We start from the raw sequence: 26,015 nt of genomic DNA, 5'->3' as shown, positions 1-26,015 counted from the left end.
AATTCCATTTATTGCTCCTGTTAACTCAAACGAGTTTCACTCGTGTTGCTACTAGCCAAACGCCCAGCCTTTATCATCAAAATTTTCAGAATTCCAGATTATAGGTTCAACTCTTGTATTAATTACCGGGTTTTCTGACCAGTTTTTTTCGTTCCAGTTTTCGTCATCAAAATGCAGAAGTTTCGGCTTTGGATAAACCGTTATTTCATCGCCCGTAAACAAGCAAAGTCCGTATTTTGGGGCATTGCAGACCGTGATTAAAAATATTTCAAGATTATCAAGATGACTTCTTTCGTTTTTGTATTCATTTATTAAATCTTCAATTTTGGAAATTAAGTTTTCATCTGCTCCTCTGTCGGCAAACCCTGCTTCGACCTTAAAACAGTATGGTTGACCGCCGTATTCAAACCATTCTCTGACTCGTCCCTGCAGATTGAGCATTTCAAGAATCTTTAGAAGCGCGTATTTTGTCCCTTTGTATTTATGAATATCAACTGCCTGTTTTATTAAGTTTCTTTTTTCTGTATCGGTATTAACCTGCAACCAGCCTTCATTTCCCATAACGTGAAATTGTTCTGCAAGATGCGGCAAGGCAGAAGCTTCAACTTCATCAACAAGATAAACAAGTAAAGACGTTAAATCTAAAGTTCCGAGCCTGTCAAAAAGCTCGTTAAATGCCAAACTCGATTCATCTTTAATCGGTATCAGTTGATTTATTGAATTATCAGCCATTTGTATAACCTGCAATATCTATCTGATACCTGGTACAGTTTGCCCATTGATAATCAGCAATTTCAGTAAAATCGGGATTAATTAAATCCACTTTAAACACTCCGTAAATGCTGTTTAAAAGCGCAATAATTTGCGTCGGGACTATATCTTTTCCGAGTTTCGATTTTAAATCCGCAATATATTTATCCAACTTAGAATTTATTTCCGATTCAACGCTTTTAATATCTGCAAAGGTATAAAGAGTAATGCTGCCGTTGACTTCAAAGTCTATTTTTTGCGGAGATTCAACAATGACAAGGTCAGTAAGCGGTCTTACTTTGTCGTGGCTTAGAATATTTTGAACAAGTGACAAAATGTCACCGGTTGGGTTGCCGGATTTAGTCAGCGGATAAATTTTAACAACACCGGGACTTGTGCTTAATACCGCAACGTCAATAATATCCTGATGAGCAGTGATTGCCCAATATCTGTAAGCGCCTCTGCTTCCTGCATTTGTAAATTTTTCGGGAGCTTGTTTGATTCGTTCTCTTAAAGAGTCATCGTCTTCTTCATCAGCTCCGCCTGAGCTTTCAGTAATATTTGAAGCGCTTTCTATATATGAAACAGGAGTTATGAGGTTTTTAATTTCTCCCGGCAGATATCCGTTTGCGATATTTCCTACAGTTTCTGCCTGTACCGGAACTTCCTCAGATAATTGTCCTGCCGGAATGAGAATATCCAAGAGGGTTTTAAATATGACTTTGCCGTCTTTTGATTCAATTTGAGAGTTTACGGGAATAAGTACATTGAAATTTTGAACTTCTGAGAGAATGAATTTTATATTTGTCCCGGAAGATTTTGCAGAAATTCTATAAACTCCGACAAGTTCTCCGAGATGATCGAGCATCGGATAGGTCGCATAATTAACAAGATTTTGCTTGGCGGCTTCTTGAATGCTTATTCTCAGAAGATTTTCTCTGTAAACGCCGACATCAATAAGGATTCTTTCAATTTGAGCAGGCTGAAGTGTTTTGCCGGTTTTTTGTTCATAAAGAGAAATCCACTCCTGCGTTATTTTATTAACATCTCTTTCTATAAAAGAAGGTTCAGGAAGTCGTCCTATCATAAAGTGACCTCCAATGTTCCCTGAATATCTGTACTTTTAATCTGCCTGTCAATACTCAAGGTTATCTGCGATTCATTGATTTCGGCAGTAATACCTTTGATTTCCACTCTTGGCTCCCAGATATTTATTGCCTCCATTGCTTCTTTTATAATATTGGGGACAGCTTCTTGAACAGGAGCATCGATATATTGCCAAATATCAGAGCCAAACTCGGGACGATGCGGATTGGCGCCTTTTCTTGTCATAAGAATGATTTTTATGCACTGGTCAATATCATCCATTCCTTCAACCACAGAGCCTATTTCATTTATTTTTGGCTGCCAATCGACAGATTTTATTTCATTTAAAGTAGTCATCAGCTCATCCCCTGGTTAGGTTTTTGAGTGACAGAATTAGTTTCATTATGAGTATGAGCGTTATAAATACCTCTTATTGCCTGCATACTTCCTGTATGGTCTATTACTTCTCCTTCTGAAACAACGCCGGCAGAATTCAGCAATAATCCGGTATGATTGATAATTCCTTCAATATTGATTGTCGGGCATAAGATGCTTAATACGCTTAATTTTCTGTCATATTCAAATTCAGCTCCGTCTTCGAATTTAATTTTTACTTTGTCTTTTGAAATTACCGGCACTTCATCAAGCGCTGAATAGACAGAGCCGATGATAACGCCCTCTTCTATGTTTTCATCCATAAGACAGGCAACCTGTTCGCCGATATCAGGCAGGGCATAAAATTTATCTTTGTATGTTTTTGCCTGTAAGACGAAAAGCCAGTAGGAAACCATCGAGTCGCTGTCATTAAATTGCACTCTGGCTTGGGCTTTTGACTCGTCCAGATTTGTTACGATGCCGAATTTTAACATTTTTCTATATCTAACTCCGTCTTATATCCTGTACTTCTGTCTATGGTATGTTTTGCGCTTTGGATGTGATATTTTCCGCTCAAATTATAAAGTCCTTTTAGCTCGATATTTAGTCCTGCAACAAGGTTCGGATTTCCCATCAGAGTTATGTTTCCTTCAAGAGAGGAATTTTTATTCATTGCTGCCGTTGCTTTTAATATTGCCTGCTCTTTGTTCTCGCAGCGTTTATGAATCTTTAGAGCATCGGCTTTAGCGGAACTGCCTTTTATACTTGATGTAATAAGTTTTTTACTTTTCGGATCATGATAAGAGACTTCGTAGGATTTATACTGATCGTGGGTTTTATCCCTTAAACTAAATGAAATCAGGTCTTTTCTGTTGATTATTAAAGCCGGATTTGATGCTTTTAACTTTGCCGTTTCAAAGAAGGTGAGTTTGTTATCACTGACTTTAAAGATATATCCGTATTCTTCAGCCAAATTTTTAAGAAACTCCAAGTCCCGCTTTTTGTTTTGCGTAATTCTTTTGATTTTTATATCTTTAATACTGCCGACAAGTTTTAAGTTGTGCTTCAAAGCTATTTCCTGAGCAATTTGAAAGAGAGTTTTATTCTCGTAAGCAACTGAATTGGCTTGCCTAAGAGCTTTTTTAATGTTAGCCGCAAGTGCTTTTACTGTTATGGTATCTGGCGGTGAAGAGAATTCCAGCTCGTCAATTTCAAAGCTTCCGCAGTTGAGAAGTTTTTCTCCTGCATAACCAAGATTTAAACTTATTGTGTCGCCTTTGCTCGGATACCAGCCTGACTTCCAGAGGTGGTCTTTATCTTCGATCAGGATTTCTGCTTCATCGCTTTGCCCATGTTCAAAATCGGTGTATGAAACAGACAGCACATTTGGTGAAATGTGTGCTGTGATGTCTTTGTTTTCATATTCGACTTTAAATACAGGTTTTATCATTTGTTTTCTATAATCTCCACGGCGGTAATTCGAACTGAATCTGATTATTGTCTTCTATGACAGGGATTTTAAGTTTTAATCCTGATGGGAGTATCGGGATTATTGCGACTTCGGGATTAGCTGTGATTATTCCTTCATAAAGAGTTGCATCCGAGTAAAACTCATAAGCAATCAAGTCCCACCTGTCGCCGTCTTTTGTAATGTATTCATAAAAATCTGCGGCAGCAGGAATGCCGCTTGCCAACTCATTTTTCGTCATTGCTGTCTGACTATCTGCTTGGGCGTTTTAGCGGTTTTCTTTGCCGTTTTTACAGACGGCTTCATCTTAGTAGTTTGTTTTTTTGCTTTTTTCTTAACTTTTACATTGTTTTCGCTCCATTCTTTTAGTTTGATTTCTGCTTCTATTGATAAAAGATTGCCAAATTTATCGCATTGCTGCGTTGTTGAGGATATTTCTTGAATTACATATTTGCCAACATATTTGCCGTTACCGAGGATAAAAGCTAATTCCTGATGTTTTTTAGCAGTATCTTTAAGTTTTTTGATTTCTGTTTCGGGAACACAAAAAGAAGAGTGAAAATTCAGCTTAATATTTAATTCATCCAGTTCATCGCCGATAAATTGCAGTTTTGGCTTGCTTTCAATAGTCTGATGCTCGGCAAAGTTGTGCTTTTGAACATCATCAAGACCGTTAAAGTACGTTATCAGGTTAAATTGAATATTTCCTAATTGAGCAAACATTAATAAGCTAACCTCACTTTTCTTTGGCTTTCTGCTTTTATCAGCTTGAGAATTTCATCTTTATGTTGTTTCAGCATCTGAGCAAAATCTTCTTTAGCCTGTGGGCTTGCGCCGTTTATTGAAACATTCGGATTATAATTTATAGAAATATTTGCTCCGGAGCTTGCTTGTCTTGAATTCCCCATAGTGATTGGTTTTGCTTTAAAGCTCAGTGCTTTATTCATTGCAGTAAATAGCGGTGCCGGTTTTATTGTTGCGGCTATGGTTTCCATAATTTTTGTTTTATGCAAATCTTTAAGCGGTCCCATTTTGGCAGGGGAGTGAGGCAGATGATCCCTGATTATTTGTGCGTGCTTGCTTATTGCTTTTTGAGTATTAGCGGTTTTAGACAGTATTCCAAATGAAAGAAAATCAGCTATTTTTGCTCCTAATTGAAACATTTTCTTAATTATATCTGTAATTTTAAGAATTATTTGAGCTAAAACCTTGCCAAACTTGACTCCCATTTTCTCAGCAGCATTACCAGTATCCTGAACAGGCTGAATTAATTTTTTAAACCAATTCCAAACAGCTTTTAGAGGAACTAATATAGGCGATAAGGCTTTGGCAAGCGAATTAAACGCTGGCTGTAAAGGAGCGAGTCCTTCTTTTAATCCTTTAAAAACGCCTCTAAAAAATCCTGTAATCGGCTTCCAATATTTATATACAAGGAATGCAGCAGTGCCGATTGCAAGAGCAATCCAGCCGATAGGAGAGGTTAAAAGGGTAAGCGAAAAAGCTCTGAAGGCTACTATTGCTACTCGTATTTTTGAAGGCAAATCTAAAAAGCCCGATTTAATTGCTTTTAATCCGTTAGTAAAATTACCGGGGATTGCTCTGATTGAAGCCTTTGCCCATTCTTTTAATGAAGTTGTGGCTTTTAAGGTATTTGCAGGAAATTCTTTAAAAGTTTTTATCAGCCCTTCTCTTAAATTATTGTCAATTCTTTTAATATCCGCCATTATGCTTGTTTTAAAATTAAATTTTGATAAATCAATCCCCAGAGGATTGCCTGCTCTTGTGACATTTGCGGTGATTTGACGATTGTGAAAAGTTGTATTTAATCCAAGGAATTTTAATAACTGCATTGCATTTGCTCTTAAGACAGGGGTTAAATCTCTTGCATAATTTAAAAATTTTCCATAACCGGAAGTCAGATTTGAAACCATCAGACAAGTTGTGCCTATTGCAAGGCTTAAAGTACCAAAAACTATTAAACCGGCGCTTAAAGTCAGGGTGGTTAAAGCTATGTTTTTAGATAACAGCGGATGTTTTTCAACAAATTTGCCGATATTATCTGACATATTATTAAAGAAAACAGCAAAGTTTTTTAATTCTGATGAGATTGTACCGCCGAATTTCGCAAAAGTATTTTCAAGAGTACCCGTTGCAGCTTCCCACAGGTTTTTAAAGGTTCCCATAACGAGATTTAATCGTGTTTGCAAATCAGCCTGTTTGGCAAGAGTTTGCTGAGCCTTGTTATATCCTTTTAATCCTTGGGTTGCCATTTCTGATATTGCAGTGGCTCCTTCAGCTCCAAACAGCTTTTTAATGACATTTAGTTTATCCTGCTGATTTAATTTATTAAGCTGTTCAATTTGTTTAATCATATTTTCGATGCCGAGAAATTTGCCGTTTTTGAAAAATTGAAGATAAATACCTGTGGCTTTAAGCTGGTCATTAATATTTTTCATTTTTTTAGTTTCTAATTTGTCGTCAAGCCCCGGAATATCGAGCATAATTCCTCTCAAGGAAGTTCCTAATTGTTCTCCTCTAATGCCTGCTTGAGCTAAGGCTCCCGAGAGAGCAAGAACGGACTTGCTCTGCTCATAGCCGGAGATACCGAGTTGCTTAAAAATGGGACCTGCATATTTTAAGGTGTAGGCAAACTGCTCAGGATCAAGCCCGAATCCGAATTTAGCCCTTTGAATCATATCTATAAATTTCACAAAATCTTTTTCGGCAATGCCAAGACTTTTTGAAAAAGTTGCCGTAATATCAGCGACTCCTTCAGGAGAAACATCGCCAAGCAATACTCTTAAATATGCTGAACCTTCAAGTCCTCCGTTTGAAATAGTTTTACCTGCAATACCGAGCTCCTTTAATCTTGCTGCCATAATGGTAAAGTCTCTTGTTGTTCCGGGCAGTTTCATTCCGAGTATTTGAGTCTGTTTATTTATTTTGCCAAAGTATGAATCGACTCCCGAGCTTGTCATAAAGGCAACTTTCATTCTTGTTTGAGCATCTTCGAGATCGGTAAATGCTTTTATCGGTTTTTGCATTGCAAGCCCTAATCCGACTCCTGCTGCTGTCATACCGGCACCGGCAGAAATAAGCCCTTGTCCGATTTCTTTTGTAGTTTCAGATACTTGTCTTATTTTTCTTTGAAGTTTGTCAAACTCTTCATTAGACTGACTAACGGCATCTTTAATAACCCGTGACATTTTGTCAAAGGCGATAAGGGTTAAAGATACTTTCATCATTGTGTCTAACATTGTTCTTCAAGTTCCTCAGAATCGGTTTGCCTGTACTTAATTGCTTCTTTTATCCAGAACTCGAGTTCCGGAAGGTCCATCTCTTTTATTTCGCTGTAGCTCCAGCCTGTGGTTTTGGCAAGGTGGATGATACATTCTGCGGTAATGACTGAGGCTTCCCCGAAATATCAGCCTGAAGAGCAAGAACATCTTCAAGATCCATTTCCAACAAATCTTCATAAATTAAAGCTTCGCCGTCTATTTCCGCAATTTCGGCGATAAGAGCAAAAACAACTTCATCGCTGCTTTTTGCTTTCCTTTGGGCATTTAAAAGGTCTCTGCCTTTGCCGTGTTTGAATACTGCTGTTTTTCCGCTTGGTAAAGTTGTTTCTCTCATTTTTTTCTCCTGTTGTTTTTTGAAATTAAGTATTAAACTTAAACGTAATTAATTAAGAATAGGGATTTTTATGATTAAAGATTTAAATAAAGCATTGAAGACTAGTACTGAGAATGATGATATGGGACAGTTTTTAGCATCTTTAAAAGCGATTATCGATAAACAAGGCAAGTTTGCAGCGGTACTTAAAAAGACAGGAATGAGTAAAGAGCAGTTGCGAGATATTTTGGAAAATAACACCGACTTCTATTTTGATGATGCAATAGCCATATTAAGCGCAATGGGCTGTAAATTGACTATTGAACCTCTGTCTTAGCTAAAAGCTCAATATTGCGGTCTTTTCGCTTTGCAAATTTAATTTTTCATATTGGACTCCTTCATCTTTTTTGCTATTATCATTGCTGTGAATATGTTTGAAAATACTGAAGAACTCCTTGATTTAGTTAAAAAAGCTCATTCAAGAGAAAAACTATACGAAGACAAGGCTTTTATGAATAAAGTTATTATCTTCGTAAGGACTATGCCTCAGAATATGGAATATTCTTTAATTCTCGATTTTATTGCTGAATATTGGGAGTATATGGAGAATAAGATTTGAGAGAAGGAGTTATCAGCTTCGCGTTTAAGCTCCTATGTTATTTCTGTAAGTTTCAAGAATATCGATTCCGCCGACTTTATAGATATTTTCAAGAACATCTATTTCGAATATTTCTTCGCCGTCAACTACAAGTTTTGCGTAATTAATGCTCATAGTCGTTTCATACTCGGCATTTTCCTGCGGCTTAAAATTCCCCAGAGGAAACTCTTTAAAAGTGCCGGATAAATATGCAACTGCAGGAACTTCTGCTAATTTGCCCATACTGTTGTAGGTTTCAAGACTGGCTCGGGCTTGAATTTGAACAGATTTAAAAGGATTGGCGGCTTTTTTAAGAACTTCCGTGTAAAGAGAATTCCATTTGATTTTGCTCTCAAGTTTGTCTATTCCTGCAAAAAACTCTGCGCTTCCAACCATACCTAGTGCTTTATGGTCTGCCATTTTATGCTTTATCTGCGGCAGTTGAATTTCTTCTGCTCTCCCGAGCAGATTGTTGCCATCCATATAAATATTGGCGTTTGTCAGCCTGTTTATCTTAATTTTTGACATTGCTTAACCTCTTTCTGAATAATCCGCAACGGCTTATATCAACGTCTTCATAACGAAGAATTACTATTTCTGCCCTTAAGGCTTCTATTAAAGGACAATCTGATTTAATCTCGCAGTCAAAACAGATGTCTTGTTTGTCTGCAAAAATATCTATTTTGCCGGCTTTATTTACTGCTGCTCTCATTGTCCAAGGTTCCTCAATAAATCTATGTTAATAAAGCTTTCGAAGGTTATTCTTTCAGCAGGAGTCGGCGGCATAAATTCAATATCGAAAAGAAGATGTCCGTTCGCTATTTCTTCCGGAGTATTTTTTACGGAATTAAACTTGCACTTGCCGTCAATCAAAGCACCTCTGCCGATCAGCGTTCGAATAAAAGCGTTTACCGATTCGCAGATTGAATCGATAAGACCGTTGTCTATCGGGTAATCAATAAACTGAAGCATAGAGTATTCAACGCTTTCGTGAAGAATATCAGCTGTTCTTCTTATATTGATAAAGTTTGTAGGATGAGTTGAAGCCGGATAGGCAGAACTTCTGTTTCCCCATGTTCTGAATCCTGTGCCGAAAGAATTAAACACAGTCATTATTCCGGCTTCATTCAAGAGATTGACTTCGCTGTTCGGGTCATTAATCATTGAAGTCAGGTTTCTTTCGACTCCGATGATTCCTTTGATTTCTGTATTGCTGGGTGACCAATGATAGCCTTTTTCTATATCCTTGGCAGCAATAACGCCTGCCAGTCTTTGAGAGTAAGGTTCGAGTTTTTCTGCATCAGTTGCTGTGTCATAGACTTTTAACTGCGGATAGCAAAGAACAAGCCTGTCTGAGCTGAAGTTATAATTTATTGTTCCTAACGGACCTCTGCCGGTTATTGCCTGTTGAGGCGAAGTTCCGACAGGAGCGTCAATTAAACCGATTGCTCTGATATTACCGGCAACTGTATTAATTTCAGCAGCGACAGCATCATCTTCGCAATATTTAGGTACTATGAGAGTTTTTGGATAAAAGCCAAATAATGAATATGAATCTTTAAAAGCTTGCAGCCCTGTTCTTTTTCCCTGAGCATCGACTCCTCCGATGATATCTGAAAGCTCGACTTCAGCAATATTTAGATGAACAGCAGGATCAAAAACGTTTATGACAATTGCAATTCCCGCGCCTTGATCGAATATTGCATTTAAGGCAGCCGGTATTGTAAATCCGCTTGTTACTTGTCCGAAATACATTGCTGCATCTTTTTCGCTTGTTATTAAAACAGGCTTATTTATTGTTTTAAACTCGGCATCAACCGTATTAATCGGCGCAGTTCCTATAAGACCTATTACTGCTGTTTTTACAGTTCTTATAGGGCGTGAGCCTTTTGTTATTTCTATTGTTTCAACTCCGTGCAGGAAATTTGCAGGCATAATTTTAATCCTCGTTTCTTAGAAGCGCAATCGCTCATTCCTCTATATTTTCTATAACCGGTGTGGTTGTGGCAAAATTTATTGAATACTGCCAAATTCCGTTATCTTCAGTGAGAAATTCTTCTTTTATCGGAATCATTTTTGAGCAATTTTCAGGTTTATAGCCTGTCAGGGTTTCTCTGACTTTATCGAGATATTCGTAAGCTCCCTCGTGGGTTCTAAGGTGTTTCATTACAACTGATATACTGAACTCGAGCTTTTTATCCTGATAAAGACAGCCTAGGCTCTTTGATTCAGAATAATTACCGCCCTGATAATGAACAAGAATTGCGCCTTTAGGGTGAAGAAGCCTGAACTCGGCAGGTTTATCGGGAAATCCCTGTACGTGAAGTTCCGGAAATTTATCTTTTAATCTTTCTGTTATTGAGTTTTCAATTAGCTGTATATTCATCATGCACACTCGCTTAAATCGATAACATTAAAATGTGCCTTTGGCGCTTAATATTCATTTAAAACCTGCTTTGAGAAGGTTCTGTCTTGAAAAGACTTGTTTGCTCTGTATTCGCCAAGCTCGGGGGCGGCTCCTGCGGTTTCTAAGCCGAGAGAAATAATCCCCCTTTGTATTTGCTCTAATATTTTTATGGAATTTTTGTACTTCTCGCTTATTGAATCGGGAGTATCAGTTTGAAACCTTCTTGAATAAAGCCTGTAAATGCTTAAATCCACTGCAAGAATTTTTAGAATATCCGGTGGATTTGCATTAATTGCTAAAGGCAAGGTGTATCTGCCTCGAAGATATCCGTTTATTAAAGATTCAGAATAAAGAATTGCTTCTTCAACAATGACCGAATCAATTTCACCGGTCTGATTATCATCAGTCAGCTGAATTAAAGTATCTTGCGAAACTTGTTTTTGAATATCTTCAATGAGGCAGTACACTAGATTCCCCTTGCTATTCGTATAATTTCACCTGCTCCTGCAGCAGCATCAAGCGAATAGCCGTTTGATTCGCCTGCAGTGAAAGCAACCGCTAAACCGGTTGCATCAGAAGCAACTTTAGAACCTTTGGTTATTGCTTCTGCAGTTTTTACAAGAAGAATTCCGAGTAGTCCAACCGGCGCAAATTGTCCGGCTTCGATTTCAACGTCAGAAACCCCGAGGGCTTTAGCGTTAGCCGTGCAGTAATTTCCATCAAAGCCTATAAATCTTTGCTTCTCGACATTGACTGTTACTTTTATTGATTCTGTTAAAAGCGGTTTGTATAATTTTTCAACCATTATTGAGTACCTCCGGTGTTTTCAGAATTCGTATCTTCTGATTTCGTTGTTGCCGGTTGTGGCGTTCCGGGAGTTTTAGGTTCTTTTGCAGCAGGCTTTGCCTGTTTACTGTCATCTTGTTTTTTGGTTTCTTTTTTAGTTTCCGGAATTTCTTCAAGATAATCGGCGAGTCGTATTGCTTCTTCTGAATCAAGCTCAATTGTTGATCCTTCGGCAAAGACTGTTTTGTTGTGAAGAATATTCGTTCCTTTTACTGTGTAATTAGGCATTTGCACCTCTCTAAAATTATTTTTTACAATTAAAATTAAGAATTAATTAGTATCTGAAATCAGGTAACCTGCTTCAGGACCGACTAAAAACGGAGTATAAATATCTGTTGCTCTGATAAATTTGAGCTTGTTGCCTTCTTTGCGGTACTCATCAATATTCAGCGCATTTTTCTTTTTGACCGTATAAGCAAACGCAGGGTCATACTCCGTTCTTGAAGAAAGAGGCGAAGTATAGGCAAGGATGATATTATCTCCCCAGACTTTTACAAAATTTCCGCTTTCATTTACAAAAACAGATTTTCCTATGTAAATATTGGGGATTTCAAATATTTCTTTTAAAAACTCAAGAGTGACAAGCTTATTCATATTATTGCTTATGAGTTCTTTAATTTGGGGATGGCGTTTGAGGATTTTCCAAGACTCGTGTCCGATGACCATGGTATTCGGATCTTGAGCAATCTTTCCGGCAATCGCATCTTTGGCATCTTCAATCACGCCGACAGGGTCAGAATCTTTATCGGAAAATTTAGCAGTTCCCGAGAGAGTAATTTTATTGCCTGAAGTGTAATTTGCAGGGTTTTGAACTAAATCGGCGCACTGTGTTTCGTGTTTCAGCTTTAAGCCTTCAGTTACGACATTTGTTGCGTGAAGTTGAAGCTTAACCTTTTTAGACTCTTCTTCTTCCCTGTAATCAATCGGATAAGCCAAATCGTGTTCTGCTAAGGTTGCAGATTTTTTGTTGAATCCTTTAGGGCTCATAACATTGGAATCAGCTCTGATTGCGCGCTCTGTATTGTAGACCTGAAAAGCTTCTTTGTTGAATTCAAAGATATCAATCTTTTCTAATTCAGACTCTATTGTCGGAAAAAGAGCATCTGCAATAAAAGCATTATTGCTGTAGCCTCTTGCTACCTCGGATAAATACGCATTTATCCGTAAATCTTCTAATCTTCCCATCGTGTCTCCTTAATTAAAACTTTATTTGTATAACTTTAAAAGAGCATCCTTGAAGGGGATTTTCTCTTTATCGCTCAGTGATTTTGCCTCATTGTAAATAGCGATGCTTTCATCGCTGGCGTTTTCAAAATTTACGATTTCGGCATCGGTATTTTTTTGCTTGTTTTTAGTTGCAAATTCGCCAAACTCGACTTGCTTGGGAAGGGATTTTAAAAGTTCTTTAAACTCGTCAACCGAGGTGTCGCCTTGTTTAAACTGAGGATTGCTGTCAAGCGCCACAAGGATTTTAAGGCTCAAATCTTTTTGTATCGGAGTTAAAGTGCCTCCTGTAATTTGAGCATCGAGAAATTGTTCAAATTCGCTTTGTTTCATTTGCAGACGAAGTTTTGACAATTCAAATTCTGCTTTTTGCCTTGCAGCAGAGTCATCCTGCATTTTAGATATCAGCACAGACATTGTCTGCACTTTTTCTTGCAATTTTGCGACTATTTCATTCGGTTCTTTTTTATCGCTGAAGAGTTTTATTTGGCTTTCAAGTTCTGTCACTTGCTCCTGAAGTTTGATTAATTCCTGATTTTCTACAATTTCAGGTTTGACTTCAGGTTTTTCTGTTGCTATTTCAAAGATATAGATTTCAGATTCGCCTTCTTTAAACTCAACAGGGTCCATTCCTTTAATTTGCGGAATAGCAGCTCCGAGAAATGAAACCGCTTTTAAATACGGTTTTTTGCCTTCAAGTTCTCTGTAAATTTCAACAGAGATTTTTTTGTATTTCCCTGCTTGTACAAAGTCTTTTAATTCATCTGCAACATCTCTGAAAGATGCTTTTAATTTGCCGTTTTCTGATTTTAATCCTGACACCCAGCCGTATGCCGGTCCTTTTTGTTCATGGTCAAGCGTTACCGGTGCTTCGCAGAATTTAGGGTCATAGTTAGATGCAAGTAATTCCACATCGTTTTGTGAAAAAGTCCCTTGCGGATAATTACCGGCTTTGAATACTTCAAAAAATTTCAATGTTTTCCCTCACTATAATTGAGTATTACTGTTTAAATAGTTATGTTTACCAGCTGACAGGTTCTTTGGTTACAGCTCTTAATGCTCCGTTTATTACTGTTAAGCCGATTGCCTGAACTGCCGGGTCAACGACAAATCCTGTTTTGCTTTGAATTGCTATGCCTATTGCGGACAAAATATTTACCCAGAAAGTCTTTGACTGCCAGAACTTTTTACCGCTTTGTACAGAACTGTCTTGTGCTTCGCTCATTTTTTCAATCCTCATATTTTTTTACTAAAAGTTTTAAAACGCAATTTCTAAAGAGGAGTATAAGCTTCTCTGTTAAACCTTTTCAAACGCATTAATGCAGTGTGTTTTTACACTGCATTAATGCAGTGCAGTGTTGCATTTGAATTTGATTTTTAAATACTTTATCCTGTGCAAATAAGTTTTTATTTAAGAAAGAATAAAACGGGCAAATGCCCCGTTTTTCTTTCTGCTGAAAGATTTGAGGTTGATTATGTCAGAAACTGTTTTATTAATCGAACTTGTGAAAAACATCGGCTTTCCTGCCGTAGTTTTTGCCATTTGGTACATCTATCACAAATCACAGGTTAAAACTTTCGAAACCATCATTAATAACAATTTTCAGGTATTAAAAGACCTTCTTGAAACGAATCAATACCATGCGGCTCTTTTATCAAGAATAGAAAGCAAAATTGATACTAATTTATGGTGTCCGATACTTAGAAAATCGTTAAAAGGCAATGACGAAGGCTTATTTAGTCAGTCATAACAACTATTGTATTTATATCCCAACTTAAGAGGTGCTTATGAACATAGAAAAAATGCAGTTTAAGGGACAATTGGCAGAAATTAAAAAGAAATTTAAATCTCTTGATACAGAAGCTTCCGGTCTGATAATTCTTATCCGTTCTTTTTTAAATCCTTACGAAGAAGACATCACAAGGCTGGAGACAGAGAAAGCCGTACATTCTGTGAACAGATTAAATGTTGTTGCTGCGGAAATGAAAAGCCTGCAACTGAAAATTCAAAGAATGGAGCAGGACTTTGAGTAAAAAACATCTTTTTTATAACGAGGCTGAAAGGTTCTTTGTATATGAACAGATGGGAATAGAGGAGATAGCTTCAAGGCTTAATCTCGGTTCAAGAACAATTCGCAATTGGAAAGACGAAAACGGCTGGGATGACAAGAAAAAACAATATGTCGCATCAAAGCTGGCTTTTCATGAGGAATTGTATGAATTTGCCAAAAAATTAATGCGCTCTATCGATCAGGATCTTGAAAACGGAAATAAGGTAGACTCCGGCAGGATGTTTGCCTTTACCCGAATGCTTCCTTTAATTACCAAAGTTAAAGAGTATGAAGACGTGACAACAAGAAAAAATCAAAAACAAGAGAGTAAAGGCTTGACCGAAGATATTATCAGGCTGATTGAAGAAGAAGTTCTGGGGATTAAAAATGAACCTTAATAAATATTTCCTTCCATACCAATTAAGATGGCTGAATGATAACAGCAAAGTTAAAATCTGGGAAAAATCCAGAAGAATCGGTGCTACTTACGTACAGTCATACGAAGATGTCAGGGACTGCATAAGCAAAAAAGTCCCTGCCGTCTGGTTTTCTTCTGCCGATGAATCAGCGGCGAAAGAATATATTCTTTATTGCGAACAATGGACAAAGTTATTTAACATAGCCGCAAAACCGCTTGGCAACATTGTCATTGATTCGGAAAAAGATATTAAAGCCTTTGTAATCGAGTTTTCAAACGGCACTAAAATTCACGCTCTTTCTTCTAACCCCAAAGGTTTCAGGAGCAAAGGCGGTAAAGTTATTCTTGATGAGTTTGCCCACCACGACAGAGCAGATGAGCTTTGGACTGCGGCGCGTCCTTGTGTAACTTGGGGATTTCCGCTCAGAATTTTATCTACTCATAACGGTAAAAATTGCAGATATTTTAAATTTATTGAGCAGGTTAAAAAGGGTTCACTCAAATGGAATCTTCATTCCACCCCGATTCAACTGGCTGTAGCCGAGGGACTTGTTGATAAAATACTTTGCAAGCCTACAACAGAAGAAGAAAAACAAAACTGGATTCAGGAACAAAGAGAAGACTGTTTTGATGAATATACCTGGCTGCAGGAATATTGTTGCGAGGCAATAGATGAGACAACAGCTTTTTTGCCTTATGACTTAATAAATACTTGTGAAATTGAAGATTTGTACAGGGATTTATCAGAGGTAACAGGCGATTTGTTTGTCGGTATGGATATCGGCAGAAAGAAAGATTTATCTGTTATCTGGATTATAGAGGTTCTGGGAAATGTTAAATATACAAGAATGATTAAAGAAATGGAGAAAACTCCGTTTCATATTCAGGAAGAAGTTTTATCAAACATCCTTAAACATAAGAATTTAAGAAGGTGCTGTATAGATGCAACGGGACTTGGAATGCAATTAGCGGAAACGGCTCAAAGGAAATTCGGACAATACAGAGTTGAGCCGATAACTTTTACTAACAAGATAAAAGAAGAGATGGCGTATAACTTAAGAACCAATTTTGAAGATAAAACTGTTTATATCCCAAGTCAGCATGAAATCAGAGAAGATTTACACTCTGTCAGAAGAATAACAACAACTGCAGGCAATATCAGGTTTGATGTCGAGAAATCAGAAGCATCGGGTCACGCAGACAGATTCTGGGCATTAGCTCTGGCTCTTTATGCTGCAGGAAGCAATGCAGGTCCTATAAATATTGTTTCCAGACAACCAAGGGAAAGTTATGAGATTACGAAAAATTATTGATATGGCAGCAGGAGTATTAAAAAGGGTGCGAAGCAGGCGGTACCTGTCCGCATTTTTGTTAGATTTGCTTCACTTTTTAAAAACTCATTTTATTGAAAGCTGCTTAAGACGATTTAAGGCAACTTTAAAAACATTTGCATAGTTTGATACTCAACTGACAGCAAAAACTCGTTACAGAGAAATTTAAACGCAATTTAAACGGTATTTAAGAATAGTTCAGAAGGCAAAATTATGACGGAAAATATTTACCCTGATAAAAATATACAAAATAACGCAGCAAATGAAATTGCAACTCGCAAAAGATCGTATAACTTCTATAATCTGGGAATGATTTTGCCTGACCCTGACCCTGTGCTTAAAAAGCAGGGCAAAGATATTAGGATTTACAAAGAGCTGTTGTGCGATCCGCACGTCTGGGCTTGCGTTCAATCAAGAAAATCTGGCGTTCTTTCTCTTGAGTGGGAACTAAACAGAGGCAAGGATAAGACTCAACAATCACAGCTTATTGAGGATTTCTTTAAATCAATCGACTTACATTCGTTAATATCGGAGATTTTAAGCGCATCTTTATTTGGCTTTCAGCCATTAGAGGTTATTTGGCAAAAACAAGGTGATTTAATTTTTCCTTCTGAAATAAAAGCCAAACCTCCCGAGTGGTTTTGTTTTGATGATGATAACAAATTAAAATTCAGAACTAAAGATAATTATTACGGCGAAGAATTGCCGGAGCGAAAATTCTTATGCCCACAATCAAACCCGAGCTATGAAAACCCTTACGGGGAAAGAACTTTATCAAGAGTTTTCTGGCCTGTTGCATTTAAAAAAGGCGGACTTAAATTCTGGGTAATATTTACAGAAAAATACGGAATGCCGTTTTTAATAGGCAAACACCCGAGAGGAACAAGTAAAGAAGACACCGATAACCTTGCAGATATTCTTGAAGTTATGGTTCAAGATGCAATTGCCGTTATTCCTGACGATTCAAGCATCGAAATAATGGAAGCGGCTAAAGGCTCATCGGCCGATGTATTTGAAAAACTCATAGATAAAATGAATGCGGAAATATCAAAAGCAATACTGGGACAGACTTTGACTACTGAACTTGGAAAGACAGGAAGTTTTGCCGCATCTAAAACTCATATGGATGTAAGAAAAGACATTATCGATGCAGATAAAAAGCTTGTCGAAAGAACTTTAAATCAGCTTATTCAGTGGATTTACAAGATTAATTTCAGCGAAAAAGATATTCCCTTATTTGAAATGTATGAGGAGGAAGACGTTGATTTAACTCTGTCTCAAAGGGATAAGACTTTATCTGAAACCGGCGTTAAATTTACAAAAGAATATTTTATGAAAACATACGGCTTTGATAAAGAAGATATTGAAGTACCGGAGGTGGGAGTGCAAACTCATTCCAGCACAATTCAAACAGAACCGCCTGTTGATAAAGCAAAACCGATATTCAGCGAATTTAAACAAGAGCAATTTCCTGATCAGAAGGCTGTTGATGATTTTATAGAATCTTTCTCTGATAAAGAGCTGCAAAATCAAGCAGAAACTATATTAAAACCCATATTAAAACTTATTCAAGAGGGAAATTCCTACGAAGAAGTTTATGAAAAACTTTCGGAAAAAGGCTTAAAAACAACACAAATAGAGAAAATCCTGCAAAAAGTTTTTTTTATAAGCGAAGTCTGGGGGAGATTAAGCGCCGATGATTAAATATCTTGATATGTTCTCGGGAATAGGAGGATTCAGGCTTGCTTTTGATAATGCAGGGTTTAAAAGTGTCGGATTTTGCGAGATTGACCCGTATTCAAGAAGTTTATACAAAGCATATTTTGATACAGACGGAGAAGTAGAGATTCATGATGCAACAAAAATTAAACCGGAAGAACTCCCTAATTTTGACATCCTTGTCGGAGGATTTCCTTGCCAAGCTTTTAGCATTGCAGGAAAAAGACGGGGATTTGAAGACACCAGAGGCACGCTCTTTTTTGATATCGTTAGGATTTTGTCATACAAAAAACCCGAATATTTTTTACTCGAAAACGTTAAAGGCTTACTTAGCCACGACAGTGGAAGAACTTTTGCAGCTATCATTAAAATTCTCACCGACATTGGGTATAGGGTTGAATGGCAGCTTCTTAATTCTAAGTTCTTCGGCGTTCCTCAAAACAGGGAAAGAGTGTTCATTGTCGGATGTCTTGGAGGAAAATGCGCAGGAAAAATATTTCCTGTCAGCGGAATCGGCACAGAAAATTCTGATAAAATCGGAAGACCTAAACGACATCCGTTAAGTAAATGCGGGTCTCAAGGAAACAGAGTCTATTCAACAGACGGCACAAGTTCTTGTTTGACCTCACAAGGAGGCGGACAGGGCGGAAAAACAGGACTTTATTTTATTGATAAGTCAGAATACAAAGCTTCTGATACAGTTCAAACTCTAAAAATCGCAGGAGATACTCCTTTAATTCGAGTAAGAAACGGCACTAAAAAAGGTTTTGAGGAAGCAGAAGCCGGTGACGGAATAAATTTGGCTTACCCTCAAAGTAAAACAAGACGCGGGAGAGTCGGCAAAAAAGTTTCTCAAACACTTGATACTCATTGCAATATGGGGACAATTGACGGCTGTCGAATAAGAAGATTAACGCCGCTTGAATGTTTCAGATTACAGGGCTTTTCTGATGAAATGCTTGAAAAAGCAAAAGAACTCGGTCTTTCTGACAACAGACTTTATAAAATGGCAGGAAATGCGGTAACCGTTCAAGTTGTTGAAACTATTGCAAGAAAGATAATGAAAGCCATTCAGGAGGAAAATAATGCCTGAAACTCCTGATTTAAAGTATTTGATAAGCCTTCCTCCCGAAAGAGCAATAAAATATCTGAAAGATAAAGGCTATAAGTTTAGCTGGAATTGGGAAGAAATCTGGCAGGATGCTCATAAAAAATCTTTTACGGTCGCAAAAGTTATGCGAAAAGACATTCTCGACGATATCAGAGAAGTTGTCGAAAAGTCTATGAATGATGGCTTAACCTTACAGCAGTTTAAAAAAGAGCTTGAGCCGAAGCTTAAAAATAAAGGCTGGTGGGGATTAATTTCAGGAACGCCCGATGAAGTCAGAGATGAATTAATTAAAAGAAAACTTATTACTGATAAAAACATTATTCCTGACAGCGTTGAGCCTATTACGGTTCATCTTGGTTCTCCTTGGCGATTAAAAACAATTTATCGCACAAACATCCAAACTGCTTATATGGCAGGCAGGTATAAAGAGCAGATCGATAACACGGAAAATCGACCGTATTTTCAATATGTAGCGGTTATGGACAGAAGAACAAGACCGGCGCATGCACAGTTAAACGGCAGGGTTTTTAAATATGACGATGATTTTTGGAACAGCTTCTATCCGCCAAACGGCTGGGGTTGCAGATGCAGAGTCAGAGCTTTGTCTGAAGACAACCTTAAAGAAAGAGATATAGGCGTTGATTCTTCAGTCGGTCAATTATCACAGGAGATGCGAGCAGTCTCAAAGAAAACAGGAGAATTAAAACCGGTCACCGTTTATACGGATTCATTAACAGAACATCAAATCGCGCCCGATGTCGGCTGGAGTTACAATCCCGGCAAGGAGTTTAGAGTTAAATAATTGGAGAAACAAAAAATGACAATTGATACAAAATCGCTTTTAAATTGGGTCGGAGGAAAACGCCTCCTTAGAAAAACCATAGAACCGCTTGTCCCAAAAGACATTATGTCCTACATTGAACCCTTTGGCGGTGCCGGCTGGGTTTTATTTTACAAAAACAAATGGGCTGATTTAGAAATTTATAACGACCTTGACGGCAGGCTTGTAAACCTTTTCAGAATAGTAAAATACCACCCGGAAGCTTTAAAGGAAGAATTGAGATATCTTCTCGGCAGCAGGGAAATGTTTATGCAGTTTATGAAAATGGACGGACTGACTGATATTCAAAGAGCGGCAAAGTTTATGTTCTTAATAACCCGTTCTTTCGGAGGTCGCGGCGATTCCTTCGGCACAGTCAAAAAATCAGCCGGCGGCGCTTGCAAGAGTCAAAATAATATTTTATTTAAAATAGATTCCATTCATAAAAGACTCGATAAAGTTATGGTGGAAAACAGGGATTTTGAAAAACTTATAACTCAGTATGACCACGAAGGAGCTTTTTTCTACTGCGATCCTCCTTATACCTTCGGTTGCGGCTATGAAACTACTTCAACAAAAGATTTTGATCATGAAAGACTCAGAGATTTACTTGGAAATATTCAAGGCAGATTTTTACTTTCTTACGATGATTCTGAAAAAGTCAGAGAGCTTTATAAAGACTACGAGATGATTGCGGTTGAAAGACAAAACGGCATTAACAACAAACAAAGCGGCGAACGCAAAAACAAAATGTTCAAAGAGCTTATAATTGCTAATTATCAGATTAAGGAGCTGTTCAATGCCGGAACCGATAGAAATAAAGGTTGATGACAAAGAAATACAGCAGCTTTTAAAAAAGTTGATTTCCAAAACTGAAAATCTTCGTCCGCTTATGAAAAATATTGCAGGAATTATGCAGGATTCTGTCGAGGAAAACTTTGAAAAAGAAGGGCGACCCGATAAATGGCAAGGGTTAAAAAAATCTACAATCAAACAGCGAACCAAAAAAGGATATTGGCCCGGCAGAATTTTACAAGTCAGAGGCGAACTTGCAGCTTCAATTACAAGCAAATATGATGAGAATTCTGCCGTAGTTGGTACAAACAAGGTTTATGCGGCGATTCATCAATTCGGAGGTAATGCCGGCAGAAATAAAAAAGTTAAAATCCCTGCTCGACCTTATTTAAAGCTTGGAGAAAAGGAGAAGTCCGAGATTATAAAAGAGGTTCAAAATTATTTTCATGAGTAATTAGCATAATTTTTTACAGTTTATGAAAAATCATATTTTTTGTCAATTCTTTCTACCGTTAATCCTTTTACTTCCTGAGTTTGAGGTTAGTGGTCAAATTGACCACTAACCTCTTTTCTGAAATGCCAGTATCTACCTGAATGATTAAGAGCAACAACTTTCTTTAATTCTTTTACCTATAATCTGTAAAAAACATTTAATTTAAATGCAATTAGATGTAGAGTTTTATATCCAATATCAGAGCACTTATGAAAAAAAAATTATCCAAGATTGTAAAGAAGAATATAATTCAGTCCCAGAATATTTTGGATTAATTCATGTTTTATCTATTATTAGATAGAGTGGAAATATTGGAGTGAGATATTGCAAATTATGAATAATAAATTATTAACGTGGAGTTTAATAATATCATTAGCATTACCAACGGCAGGTTACGCTTATGATACAGATAATAATTACCAAGAAAAACAAACTATCCAAGCAAGTACATCTATTCAAGGCTTAAAACAACAAGAATTAAGCCCGATAGAAAAAATGTTTAATGCTGAGGATTCAAAGAATATTATAAATCAAATAGGCTATGATGTTTTTGACAAAGGGGCTTTTCTATCAAGTAATTCGAAAGTGTCCAAAGATTATACATTAAATATCGGTGATAAAGTTGATATTTTCTTCTGGGGAGATTCTGTTGATTTAATAGCCATTACAGGCAACGAATTTTTAAAATCATCAAATGATTTAACTCTGAGCAAGGACGGAACAATCTCAATTCCGGGAGTCGGATTAATACAGGCTAAAGGAAGAACTATTTCTGCTGTTGAACAAGATATATCAAAAATATTACAAACAAAGTTCAATAAAATAAATACAAAAGTAACTCTGGCAGATCAGGGAAATTTTCCGGTAATTGTTACCGGGAGCGTAAAATACAAAGGAACAGTATATTTAAACAGCAATTCAACTATTTTAGACGGATTAAGTCTTGCAGGCGGGGTTTTGAAATCAGGTTCCTTGAGAGAAATCGTTTATATTAACGGAAAAAACAAATCAAAATTAACATTAGACCTTTATGATATTTTCTTGAACGGAAATTTAAAAAATATCAAATTCAACGAAGGAGATGTGATTTTTGTAAAACCGATAGGCAAAGTAGCCGCTCTGAAAGAAGGGGTAAATAATCCCGGTATTTATGAATTTAAATCAAATGAAACTTTAAGACATCTTCTTGATTATGCAGGAGGATTGCTTCCTTCCGTAAATCACAAACTTGTCAACGTCGAAAGTTTTGACGATGCAACAGGGCAAAGGCAACAAAAAGACGTTCCGTATAAAAACTTGTGGTATATAAAGCCGAGCGACGGCGACAGCATTGCATTCAAAAATTTGTATAATGCTTCCGAGAATCTTGTCTCTGTCGAGGGTAATGTTAAACATCCTGAATCTGTCCAATATAAGCAGGGGATGAAGCTTTCTGACATAATTAAATCAAAAGACGAACTCTTATCGCAAACTTTTGCCGATCAAGCAGTTATAGAAAGGATAACAGGAATAGACAAAAGCATTTCATCCATTCCCGTGTCTTTAACAGACTTTTTTAACGGCTATATTGATCCGGAGCTAAAACCTCAAGATAAAATTAAAATTTACCCTTCAACAACAAGCGAAACAATTGAAGTATCGGGTTATATTACTAATCCCGGTCTTCTTCCTTACCAAGACGGTCTCACCTTGAAAAAACTTTTAGGGAATGTAAGATTCGGTAATTCATCAGCTTTTGAGCCTGTTAATAACAAGGATTTAAACAATTACAGAGAAATAAAAACAAAAAATATTGTTGTTGAGATAACAGGGCAAGATAAACAAGAAACCACAGCCGGTTTAATAAACGTAAATCAAAATACTGATTCCGAGCAGACTAATGCTCCTATTCCGTCAGCTGATTTGAAAAATACAAATCTAAATAATACGTCTGTTCAAACTAATTCTCTTGCTCCCGCAAATAAAACTAAGATAGTTTATTTATATGATTTAATTGTTAAAAATGATTCTAAATATGACCTTCCTATTAATTCAGGAGATAAGATTATGTTTAGAACTCTTGAACCAAATGAAACTGTCGAATCAGTAAGTGTTTTTGGTTATGTTAACGCTGCCGGCGTTTATAAATTTCAGGAAGGCATGAAATTAAAAGATGCAATAAAACTTGCAGGCGGATTGGAACAAAAAGGAAATTTAAAAGGTTTGGTTTTTCTTAGACCTTCAATCGCACATGATCAAAGAGCAAATATCGAAGATTCTTTAATGAAATTACAAGAAGAAATTTCATTAAAAGTAAATTCACTCCAAACAACTAATAATAATCTATCAAATACTGAAATCCAAGGCTTTTTAGCTAGTCAAAAAGAATTGCTGAACATTGTTAAAGAAAAAGCTCAAAAAGATTTCGGTAGATTGTCAACAGAAATAAAAAGCAATAATATAGACCAGATTGATGATTATAGCAATATTGAACTTAAACCCGGTGACGAGCTATATATTCCGTACCAATCAAAGCATGTTGTAGTAATGGGTGCAGTTTTGAATAATATTGCACTTACCTATAAACCCAAAATGACTTCTGACTATTACATCAAAAAAGTCGGCGGATATACAGACCAAGCCAAGAAAAACAGAACTTATATAATAAAAGTTAATGGTTCGGTAGAACGAATTTCTAAATTCAATAAATCAATTATGGAACCGGGCGATACAATTGTAATTCCTGAAAAAATAAGCATACCTATTAATTGGCTTGAAGTTACAAAGAGCGTTGCTCAAATAGGCGGCAATATTCTTAGTTCTATATTTATTTTAACTAAAATTTAAAAGGATAAAAAATTATGTCAAATATAAATAATAACGATGAGCTGGTCTTAGATTTTAAGAAGCTTTGCAAAACCTTCCAATATAGAAAAAATATCATTGTATATTGTTTTTTAATAATTATATCTTTAACTTTGTTAATTACTTTTTTTATGCCCAAAAAATATGAATCTGAAACTAAATTATTGATAAATAAATCAAGCTCAACAAATTTAGCAAATATAAATCCGTTTATATTGTCCGAAATGGCAGATATGGATGGAGGAATGTCAGGCTTATTAAAAGGTTCATCCGATTTAGAAAATGAAATTGAAATTATTAAATCTCCTCTGGTTTTAGATGAAGTAGTAAAAGCAAATCATATTGTTTACAAAAATGGCAAAAAAAAGGGTGAGTTTTTATCTGTAGATGATTTTTTAAAGAAAAATATTTCTATTGAGAACTTAAAAGGCACAAATGTAATAAGCATTAAATATAAATCTAAAGACCCGATATTAACTTATAATGTACTTAGTTCCATAATTAAAAATTATAAAGAAGCTTATGAGGAAATAAATAGTAAAAAAGCTTTTAATGACAAAAAATTAATTTACAAATCTTATATTGAAGCAAAAGCCGATCTTGATAACAAAATTGAAAAATTAAAACAAACAAAAAATGCTGAATTAAGTGATACTTCTGGGACAAATACAATATCATTTAGCTTACTTGGTTTCCATGACAAGGAAATTGGGCAGAAATTAAATCAAATGTCTATTGATGCAGTAAATACAAGAAAACTCGAAGAAGAAGTTAATCAAGCAGCAGAGAAATTAAAAAGGCTAAATGAAAAACTTGAGTGGACTTCTTTGGTCGGAAATTTATCAAAAGAAATAAGCAAAATAACAATACTCAAAGAACCAGAACATTTAAGGAATTTTGAAAATACTGAGCCGAGCTTAATTTTAAATATATTATTAAGTATTGCCGTTTCAATAATTTTAAGCATTTTTGCAGTTATTCTTTTTGAAAAGAAAGACAAACGTCTGGCTATTATTGAAACAAATGAAAAAACGCTTCTCGTTTCTTCTAATGATTTAACAGATATAATTGAAGACATTGTATTTTTAAGCAAATTGAAAAATACCGCCAAAACAACTCTAATTTCGCTAACTGATGACAATAATATTAAAATTCCTGAAAATTTCAATATTAGCTATTCAAAAGATTCTATTGATGAACATGTAAAAAACTTACAAAATTCAGATAAATTTATTCTTGTTTCCCAAATAGGAATAACCGATAAAATTCTCTACAAAAAAATTCAAAAGCTTATTTTAGAAACTGAAAAAGAATTTATTGCTGAATATTCTATAGTATGAGTATATTTAAAAATTACATTTACAACTTGTTTTATCAAATTATATTAATAATAGTGCCTGTTGTAACAATTCCCTATGTGACTGGTGTTTTTGGTGCATCAAATATAGGAATATATTCTTTATCAGATTCAATCATTCAATGTTTTATTTTATTCGGTACATTTGGGCAATTTATGTATGCAAGCAGACAAATTGCATACGTAAGAGACGATTTTGAACTTAAAAGCAAAACATTCTGGGAAATTTTATGCTTAAAACTTGGATTTACGGCAATAGCACTTATTGTCTATTTAATTTTTATCACATTTTCACATTTTGAAAATAAATCCATATTTTTTATTCAGGCAATAAATCTTTTAGGTATGGCTTTCGACGTATCCTGGCTGTTTATGGGAGTAGAAGATTTTAAGAAACTTGCTTTAAGAGGAATCAGTATTAAAATTTCAGGAGTAATCTTGATTTTTACGCTGATTAAAACGCCCCTTGATTTATGGAAATACGCTTTAATTATTATTCTAATAAATATTTTATCTAATTTAATACTATGGTGTTACGTTCCAAAGCTTGTAAAACCTGTAAAAATCAAGCTTAAAGGAGTCATTAGCCATATTAAACCCGGAATTCCATTATTTTTAACTAGTGTTCAGTTAAGTTAAAAGTTTAGAACAAATTTTCTTTTTTCACGTCT

The 26,015-nt window shown here is 36.1% G+C and carries 33 protein-coding genes; 14 read left to right on the top strand and 19 right to left on the bottom strand.

Going from position 1 to position 26,015, the window contains the following annotated elements; all coding sequences use genetic code 11:
• Nucleotides 1-51: 51 nt before the first annotated feature.
• The 9 genes from WCG23_09465 to WCG23_09425 all read right to left on the bottom strand — a co-directional run bounded on the left by WCG23_09465 (nucleotide 52) and on the right by WCG23_09425 (nucleotide 7,312).
• Nucleotides 52-732, bottom strand: coding sequence for a phage tail protein I (locus WCG23_09465; GenBank protein MEI8390098.1), 681 nt, complete (start codon nucleotides 730-732; stop codon nucleotides 52-54).
• A complete protein-coding gene (locus WCG23_09460) occupies nucleotides 725-1,837 on the bottom strand; it encodes a baseplate J/gp47 family protein (protein ID MEI8390097.1) in 1,113 nt (370 codons plus the stop codon). The genes WCG23_09465 and WCG23_09460 overlap by 8 nt, the downstream gene beginning before the upstream one ends.
• Nucleotides 1,834-2,193: a GPW/gp25 family protein gene (locus tag WCG23_09455; GenBank protein MEI8390096.1), complete on the bottom strand. Its 360-nt coding sequence runs from the start codon at nucleotides 2,191-2,193 to the stop codon at nucleotides 1,834-1,836. Before WCG23_09455 ends, WCG23_09460 begins: the two co-directional genes overlap by 4 nt.
• Nucleotides 2,193-2,705 (bottom strand): phage baseplate assembly protein V, encoded by a 513-nt coding sequence (locus tag WCG23_09450; protein ID MEI8390095.1) that lies wholly within the window; start codon nucleotides 2,703-2,705, stop codon nucleotides 2,193-2,195. Before WCG23_09450 ends, WCG23_09455 begins: the two co-directional genes overlap by 1 nt.
• On the bottom strand, nucleotides 2,699-3,661 hold the full coding sequence (locus tag WCG23_09445) for a Cro/Cl family transcriptional regulator (protein ID MEI8390094.1): 963 nt from the start codon (nucleotides 3,659-3,661) through the stop codon (nucleotides 2,699-2,701). Before WCG23_09445 ends, WCG23_09450 begins: the two co-directional genes overlap by 7 nt.
• Nucleotides 3,662-3,668: 7 nt before the next feature.
• On the bottom strand, nucleotides 3,669-3,920 hold the full coding sequence (locus WCG23_09440) for a tail protein X (GenBank protein MEI8390093.1): 252 nt from the start codon (nucleotides 3,918-3,920) through the stop codon (nucleotides 3,669-3,671).
• Nucleotides 3,917-4,402 (bottom strand): phage tail protein, encoded by a 486-nt coding sequence (locus WCG23_09435; protein MEI8390092.1) that lies wholly within the window; start codon nucleotides 4,400-4,402, stop codon nucleotides 3,917-3,919. Before WCG23_09435 ends, WCG23_09440 begins: the two co-directional genes overlap by 4 nt.
• Nucleotides 4,402-6,936, bottom strand: coding sequence for a phage tail tape measure protein (locus tag WCG23_09430; GenBank protein ID MEI8390091.1), 2,535 nt, complete (start codon nucleotides 6,934-6,936; stop codon nucleotides 4,402-4,404). Before WCG23_09430 ends, WCG23_09435 begins: the two co-directional genes overlap by 1 nt.
• Before the next feature lie 85 nt (nucleotides 6,937-7,021).
• On the bottom strand, nucleotides 7,022-7,312 hold the full coding sequence (locus WCG23_09425; GenBank protein ID MEI8390090.1) for a hypothetical protein: 291 nt from the start codon (nucleotides 7,310-7,312) through the stop codon (nucleotides 7,022-7,024).
• Nucleotides 7,313-7,382: 70 nt separating this feature from the next.
• On the opposite strand from WCG23_09425, the gene WCG23_09420 reads away from it, so the two are divergent.
• Nucleotides 7,383-7,628 (top strand): hypothetical protein, encoded by a 246-nt coding sequence (locus WCG23_09420; GenBank protein ID MEI8390089.1) that lies wholly within the window; start codon nucleotides 7,383-7,385, stop codon nucleotides 7,626-7,628.
• 93 nt (nucleotides 7,629-7,721) lie between these two features.
• Nucleotides 7,722-7,910: a hypothetical protein gene (locus WCG23_09415; GenBank protein MEI8390088.1), complete on the top strand. Its 189-nt coding sequence runs from the start codon at nucleotides 7,722-7,724 to the stop codon at nucleotides 7,908-7,910.
• 24 nt (nucleotides 7,911-7,934) lie between these two features.
• On the opposite strand, the gene WCG23_09410 is transcribed toward WCG23_09415, so the two are convergent.
• From WCG23_09410 to WCG23_09365, 10 genes are read right to left on the bottom strand one after another with little or no spacing between them, the layout of a single operon-like run.
• Entirely contained in the window at nucleotides 7,935-8,456 is a 522-nt protein-coding gene (locus WCG23_09410; GenBank protein MEI8390087.1) for a phage major tail tube protein, read from the bottom strand.
• Nucleotides 8,443-8,640: a hypothetical protein gene (locus WCG23_09405; protein ID MEI8390086.1), complete on the bottom strand. Its 198-nt coding sequence runs from the start codon at nucleotides 8,638-8,640 to the stop codon at nucleotides 8,443-8,445. The genes WCG23_09410 and WCG23_09405 overlap by 14 nt, the downstream gene beginning before the upstream one ends.
• Nucleotides 8,637-9,863, bottom strand: a complete 1,227-nt coding sequence (locus WCG23_09400; protein ID MEI8390085.1) for a phage tail sheath subtilisin-like domain-containing protein — start codon at nucleotides 9,861-9,863, stop codon at nucleotides 8,637-8,639. The genes WCG23_09405 and WCG23_09400 overlap by 4 nt, the downstream gene beginning before the upstream one ends.
• A 34-nt stretch (nucleotides 9,864-9,897) precedes the next feature.
• Nucleotides 9,898-10,317, bottom strand: a complete 420-nt coding sequence (locus WCG23_09395; GenBank protein MEI8390084.1) for a Gp37 family protein — start codon at nucleotides 10,315-10,317, stop codon at nucleotides 9,898-9,900.
• A 44-nt stretch (nucleotides 10,318-10,361) separates the two neighbouring features.
• Nucleotides 10,362-10,802: a DUF1320 domain-containing protein gene (locus WCG23_09390; GenBank protein MEI8390083.1), complete on the bottom strand. Its 441-nt coding sequence runs from the start codon at nucleotides 10,800-10,802 to the stop codon at nucleotides 10,362-10,364.
• Nucleotides 10,802-11,140: a DUF2190 family protein gene (locus WCG23_09385; GenBank protein MEI8390082.1), complete on the bottom strand. Its 339-nt coding sequence runs from the start codon at nucleotides 11,138-11,140 to the stop codon at nucleotides 10,802-10,804. The genes WCG23_09390 and WCG23_09385 overlap by 1 nt, the downstream gene beginning before the upstream one ends.
• Nucleotides 11,140-11,409 carry a hypothetical protein gene (locus WCG23_09380; protein MEI8390081.1) on the bottom strand — a complete coding sequence of 90 codons (270 nt, stop codon included), beginning with the start codon at nucleotides 11,407-11,409 and terminating at the stop codon, nucleotides 11,140-11,142. Before WCG23_09380 ends, WCG23_09385 begins: the two co-directional genes overlap by 1 nt.
• A gap of 42 nt (nucleotides 11,410-11,451) precedes the next feature.
• Nucleotides 11,452-12,366: a major capsid protein gene (locus WCG23_09375; protein ID MEI8390080.1), complete on the bottom strand. Its 915-nt coding sequence runs from the start codon at nucleotides 12,364-12,366 to the stop codon at nucleotides 11,452-11,454.
• A 21-nt stretch (nucleotides 12,367-12,387) separates the two neighbouring features.
• Nucleotides 12,388-13,380: a hypothetical protein gene (locus WCG23_09370; protein ID MEI8390079.1), complete on the bottom strand. Its 993-nt coding sequence runs from the start codon at nucleotides 13,378-13,380 to the stop codon at nucleotides 12,388-12,390.
• Between the two features lie 46 nt (nucleotides 13,381-13,426).
• Nucleotides 13,427-13,630: a hypothetical protein gene (locus tag WCG23_09365; protein ID MEI8390078.1), complete on the bottom strand. Its 204-nt coding sequence runs from the start codon at nucleotides 13,628-13,630 to the stop codon at nucleotides 13,427-13,429.
• Nucleotides 13,631-13,880: 250 nt separating this feature from the next.
• Here WCG23_09365 and WCG23_09360 point away from each other — a divergent pair, with 250 nt between their 5' ends.
• The 12 genes from WCG23_09360 to WCG23_09305 all read left to right on the top strand — a co-directional run bounded on the left by WCG23_09360 (nucleotide 13,881) and on the right by WCG23_09305 (nucleotide 25,983).
• Nucleotides 13,881-14,156: a hypothetical protein gene (locus tag WCG23_09360; GenBank protein MEI8390077.1), complete on the top strand. Its 276-nt coding sequence runs from the start codon at nucleotides 13,881-13,883 to the stop codon at nucleotides 14,154-14,156.
• A 37-nt stretch (nucleotides 14,157-14,193) separates the two neighbouring features.
• Nucleotides 14,194-14,439, top strand: a complete 246-nt coding sequence (locus WCG23_09355; GenBank protein MEI8390076.1) for a hypothetical protein — start codon at nucleotides 14,194-14,196, stop codon at nucleotides 14,437-14,439.
• Nucleotides 14,432-14,854 (top strand): phage terminase small subunit-related protein, encoded by a 423-nt coding sequence (locus WCG23_09350; protein MEI8390075.1) that lies wholly within the window; start codon nucleotides 14,432-14,434, stop codon nucleotides 14,852-14,854. Before WCG23_09355 ends, WCG23_09350 begins: the two co-directional genes overlap by 8 nt.
• Complete coding sequence (locus WCG23_09345; protein MEI8390074.1) at nucleotides 14,844-16,187, top strand: terminase family protein; 1,344 nt, start codon at nucleotides 14,844-14,846, stop codon at nucleotides 16,185-16,187. The genes WCG23_09350 and WCG23_09345 overlap by 11 nt, the downstream gene beginning before the upstream one ends.
• A gap of 231 nt (nucleotides 16,188-16,418) precedes the next feature.
• Complete coding sequence (locus WCG23_09340; protein MEI8390073.1) at nucleotides 16,419-17,909, top strand: DUF935 family protein; 1,491 nt, start codon at nucleotides 16,419-16,421, stop codon at nucleotides 17,907-17,909.
• Nucleotides 17,902-19,017: a DNA (cytosine-5-)-methyltransferase gene (gene dcm, locus WCG23_09335; protein ID MEI8390072.1), complete on the top strand. Its 1,116-nt coding sequence runs from the start codon at nucleotides 17,902-17,904 to the stop codon at nucleotides 19,015-19,017. The genes WCG23_09340 and dcm overlap by 8 nt, the downstream gene beginning before the upstream one ends.
• Nucleotides 19,010-19,837 carry a phage minor head protein gene (locus WCG23_09330; GenBank protein MEI8390071.1) on the top strand — a complete coding sequence of 276 codons (828 nt, stop codon included), beginning with the start codon at nucleotides 19,010-19,012 and terminating at the stop codon, nucleotides 19,835-19,837. The genes dcm and WCG23_09330 overlap by 8 nt, the downstream gene beginning before the upstream one ends.
• Before the next feature lie 15 nt (nucleotides 19,838-19,852).
• A complete protein-coding gene (locus WCG23_09325) occupies nucleotides 19,853-20,683 on the top strand; it encodes a DNA adenine methylase (GenBank protein ID MEI8390070.1) in 831 nt (276 codons plus the stop codon).
• A complete protein-coding gene (locus tag WCG23_09320) occupies nucleotides 20,655-21,104 on the top strand; it encodes a phage virion morphogenesis protein (protein ID MEI8390069.1) in 450 nt (149 codons plus the stop codon). The genes WCG23_09325 and WCG23_09320 overlap by 29 nt, the downstream gene beginning before the upstream one ends.
• 372 nt (nucleotides 21,105-21,476) lie before the next feature.
• A complete protein-coding gene (locus WCG23_09315) occupies nucleotides 21,477-23,969 on the top strand; it encodes an SLBB domain-containing protein (GenBank protein MEI8390068.1) in 2,493 nt (830 codons plus the stop codon).
• A gap of 14 nt (nucleotides 23,970-23,983) precedes the next feature.
• Nucleotides 23,984-25,327, top strand: coding sequence for a Wzz/FepE/Etk N-terminal domain-containing protein (locus WCG23_09310; GenBank protein ID MEI8390067.1), 1,344 nt, complete (start codon nucleotides 23,984-23,986; stop codon nucleotides 25,325-25,327).
• Entirely contained in the window at nucleotides 25,324-25,983 is a 660-nt protein-coding gene (locus WCG23_09305) for an oligosaccharide flippase family protein (protein ID MEI8390066.1), read from the top strand. Before WCG23_09310 ends, WCG23_09305 begins: the two co-directional genes overlap by 4 nt.
• Nucleotides 25,984-26,015: the final 32 nt, after the last annotated feature.

The sequence above is a fragment of the bacterium genome (genome assembly GCA_037147175.1).
Lineage (GTDB): Bacteria > Cyanobacteriota > Vampirovibrionia > Gastranaerophilales > UBA9971 > UBA9971.
The sequence above is the reverse complement of the archived record's forward strand: the minus strand, read 5'-3'. Positions and strand labels throughout refer to the sequence as shown.

What these genes read in the sequence shown, in the direction of transcription:
- WCG23_09465 (MEI8390098.1), bottom strand. Translation starts at nt 732, where the DNA reads ATGGCTGATAATTCAATAAATCAACTGATACCGATTAAAGATGAATCG.
- WCG23_09460 (MEI8390097.1), bottom strand. Translation starts at nt 1,837, where the DNA reads ATGATAGGACGACTTCCTGAACCTTCTTTTATAGAAAGAGATGTTAAT.
- WCG23_09455 (MEI8390096.1), bottom strand. Translation starts at nt 2,193, where the DNA reads ATGACTACTTTAAATGAAATAAAATCTGTCGATTGGCAGCCAAAAATA.
- WCG23_09450 (MEI8390095.1), bottom strand. Translation starts at nt 2,705, where the DNA reads ATGTTAAAATTCGGCATCGTAACAAATCTGGACGAGTCAAAAGCCCAA.
- WCG23_09445 (MEI8390094.1), bottom strand. Translation starts at nt 3,661, where the DNA reads ATGATAAAACCTGTATTTAAAGTCGAATATGAAAACAAAGACATCACA.
- WCG23_09440 (MEI8390093.1), bottom strand. Translation starts at nt 3,920, where the DNA reads ATGACGAAAAATGAGTTGGCAAGCGGCATTCCTGCTGCCGCAGATTTT.
- WCG23_09435 (MEI8390092.1), bottom strand. Translation starts at nt 4,402, where the DNA reads ATGTTTGCTCAATTAGGAAATATTCAATTTAACCTGATAACGTACTTT.
- WCG23_09430 (MEI8390091.1), bottom strand. Translation starts at nt 6,936, where the DNA reads ATGTTAGACACAATGATGAAAGTATCTTTAACCCTTATCGCCTTTGAC.
- WCG23_09425 (MEI8390090.1), bottom strand. Translation starts at nt 7,312, where the DNA reads ATGAGAGAAACAACTTTACCAAGCGGAAAAACAGCAGTATTCAAACAC.
- WCG23_09420 (MEI8390089.1), top strand. Translation starts at nt 7,383, where the DNA reads ATGATTAAAGATTTAAATAAAGCATTGAAGACTAGTACTGAGAATGAT.
- WCG23_09415 (MEI8390088.1), top strand. Translation starts at nt 7,722, where the DNA reads ATGTTTGAAAATACTGAAGAACTCCTTGATTTAGTTAAAAAAGCTCAT.
- WCG23_09410 (MEI8390087.1), bottom strand. Translation starts at nt 8,456, where the DNA reads ATGTCAAAAATTAAGATAAACAGGCTGACAAACGCCAATATTTATATG.
- WCG23_09405 (MEI8390086.1), bottom strand. Translation starts at nt 8,640, where the DNA reads ATGAGAGCAGCAGTAAATAAAGCCGGCAAAATAGATATTTTTGCAGAC.
- WCG23_09400 (MEI8390085.1), bottom strand. Translation starts at nt 9,863, where the DNA reads ATGCCTGCAAATTTCCTGCACGGAGTTGAAACAATAGAAATAACAAAA.
- WCG23_09395 (MEI8390084.1), bottom strand. Translation starts at nt 10,317, where the DNA reads ATGATGAATATACAGCTAATTGAAAACTCAATAACAGAAAGATTAAAA.
- WCG23_09385 (MEI8390082.1), bottom strand. Translation starts at nt 11,140, where the DNA reads ATGGTTGAAAAATTATACAAACCGCTTTTAACAGAATCAATAAAAGTA.
- WCG23_09380 (MEI8390081.1), bottom strand. Translation starts at nt 11,409, where the DNA reads ATGCCTAATTACACAGTAAAAGGAACGAATATTCTTCACAACAAAACA.
- WCG23_09375 (MEI8390080.1), bottom strand. Translation starts at nt 12,366, where the DNA reads ATGGGAAGATTAGAAGATTTACGGATAAATGCGTATTTATCCGAGGTA.
- WCG23_09365 (MEI8390078.1), bottom strand. Translation starts at nt 13,630, where the DNA reads ATGAGCGAAGCACAAGACAGTTCTGTACAAAGCGGTAAAAAGTTCTGG.
- WCG23_09360 (MEI8390077.1), top strand. Translation starts at nt 13,881, where the DNA reads ATGTCAGAAACTGTTTTATTAATCGAACTTGTGAAAAACATCGGCTTT.
- WCG23_09355 (MEI8390076.1), top strand. Translation starts at nt 14,194, where the DNA reads ATGAACATAGAAAAAATGCAGTTTAAGGGACAATTGGCAGAAATTAAA.
- WCG23_09345 (MEI8390074.1), top strand. Translation starts at nt 14,844, where the DNA reads ATGAACCTTAATAAATATTTCCTTCCATACCAATTAAGATGGCTGAAT.
- WCG23_09340 (MEI8390073.1), top strand. Translation starts at nt 16,419, where the DNA reads ATGACGGAAAATATTTACCCTGATAAAAATATACAAAATAACGCAGCA.
- dcm (MEI8390072.1), top strand. Translation starts at nt 17,902, where the DNA reads ATGATTAAATATCTTGATATGTTCTCGGGAATAGGAGGATTCAGGCTT.
- WCG23_09330 (MEI8390071.1), top strand. Translation starts at nt 19,010, where the DNA reads ATGCCTGAAACTCCTGATTTAAAGTATTTGATAAGCCTTCCTCCCGAA.
- WCG23_09325 (MEI8390070.1), top strand. Translation starts at nt 19,853, where the DNA reads ATGACAATTGATACAAAATCGCTTTTAAATTGGGTCGGAGGAAAACGC.
- WCG23_09320 (MEI8390069.1), top strand. Translation starts at nt 20,655, where the DNA reads ATGCCGGAACCGATAGAAATAAAGGTTGATGACAAAGAAATACAGCAG.
- WCG23_09315 (MEI8390068.1), top strand. Translation starts at nt 21,477, where the DNA reads ATGAATAATAAATTATTAACGTGGAGTTTAATAATATCATTAGCATTA.
- WCG23_09310 (MEI8390067.1), top strand. Translation starts at nt 23,984, where the DNA reads ATGTCAAATATAAATAATAACGATGAGCTGGTCTTAGATTTTAAGAAG.
- WCG23_09305 (MEI8390066.1), top strand. Translation starts at nt 25,324, where the DNA reads ATGAGTATATTTAAAAATTACATTTACAACTTGTTTTATCAAATTATA.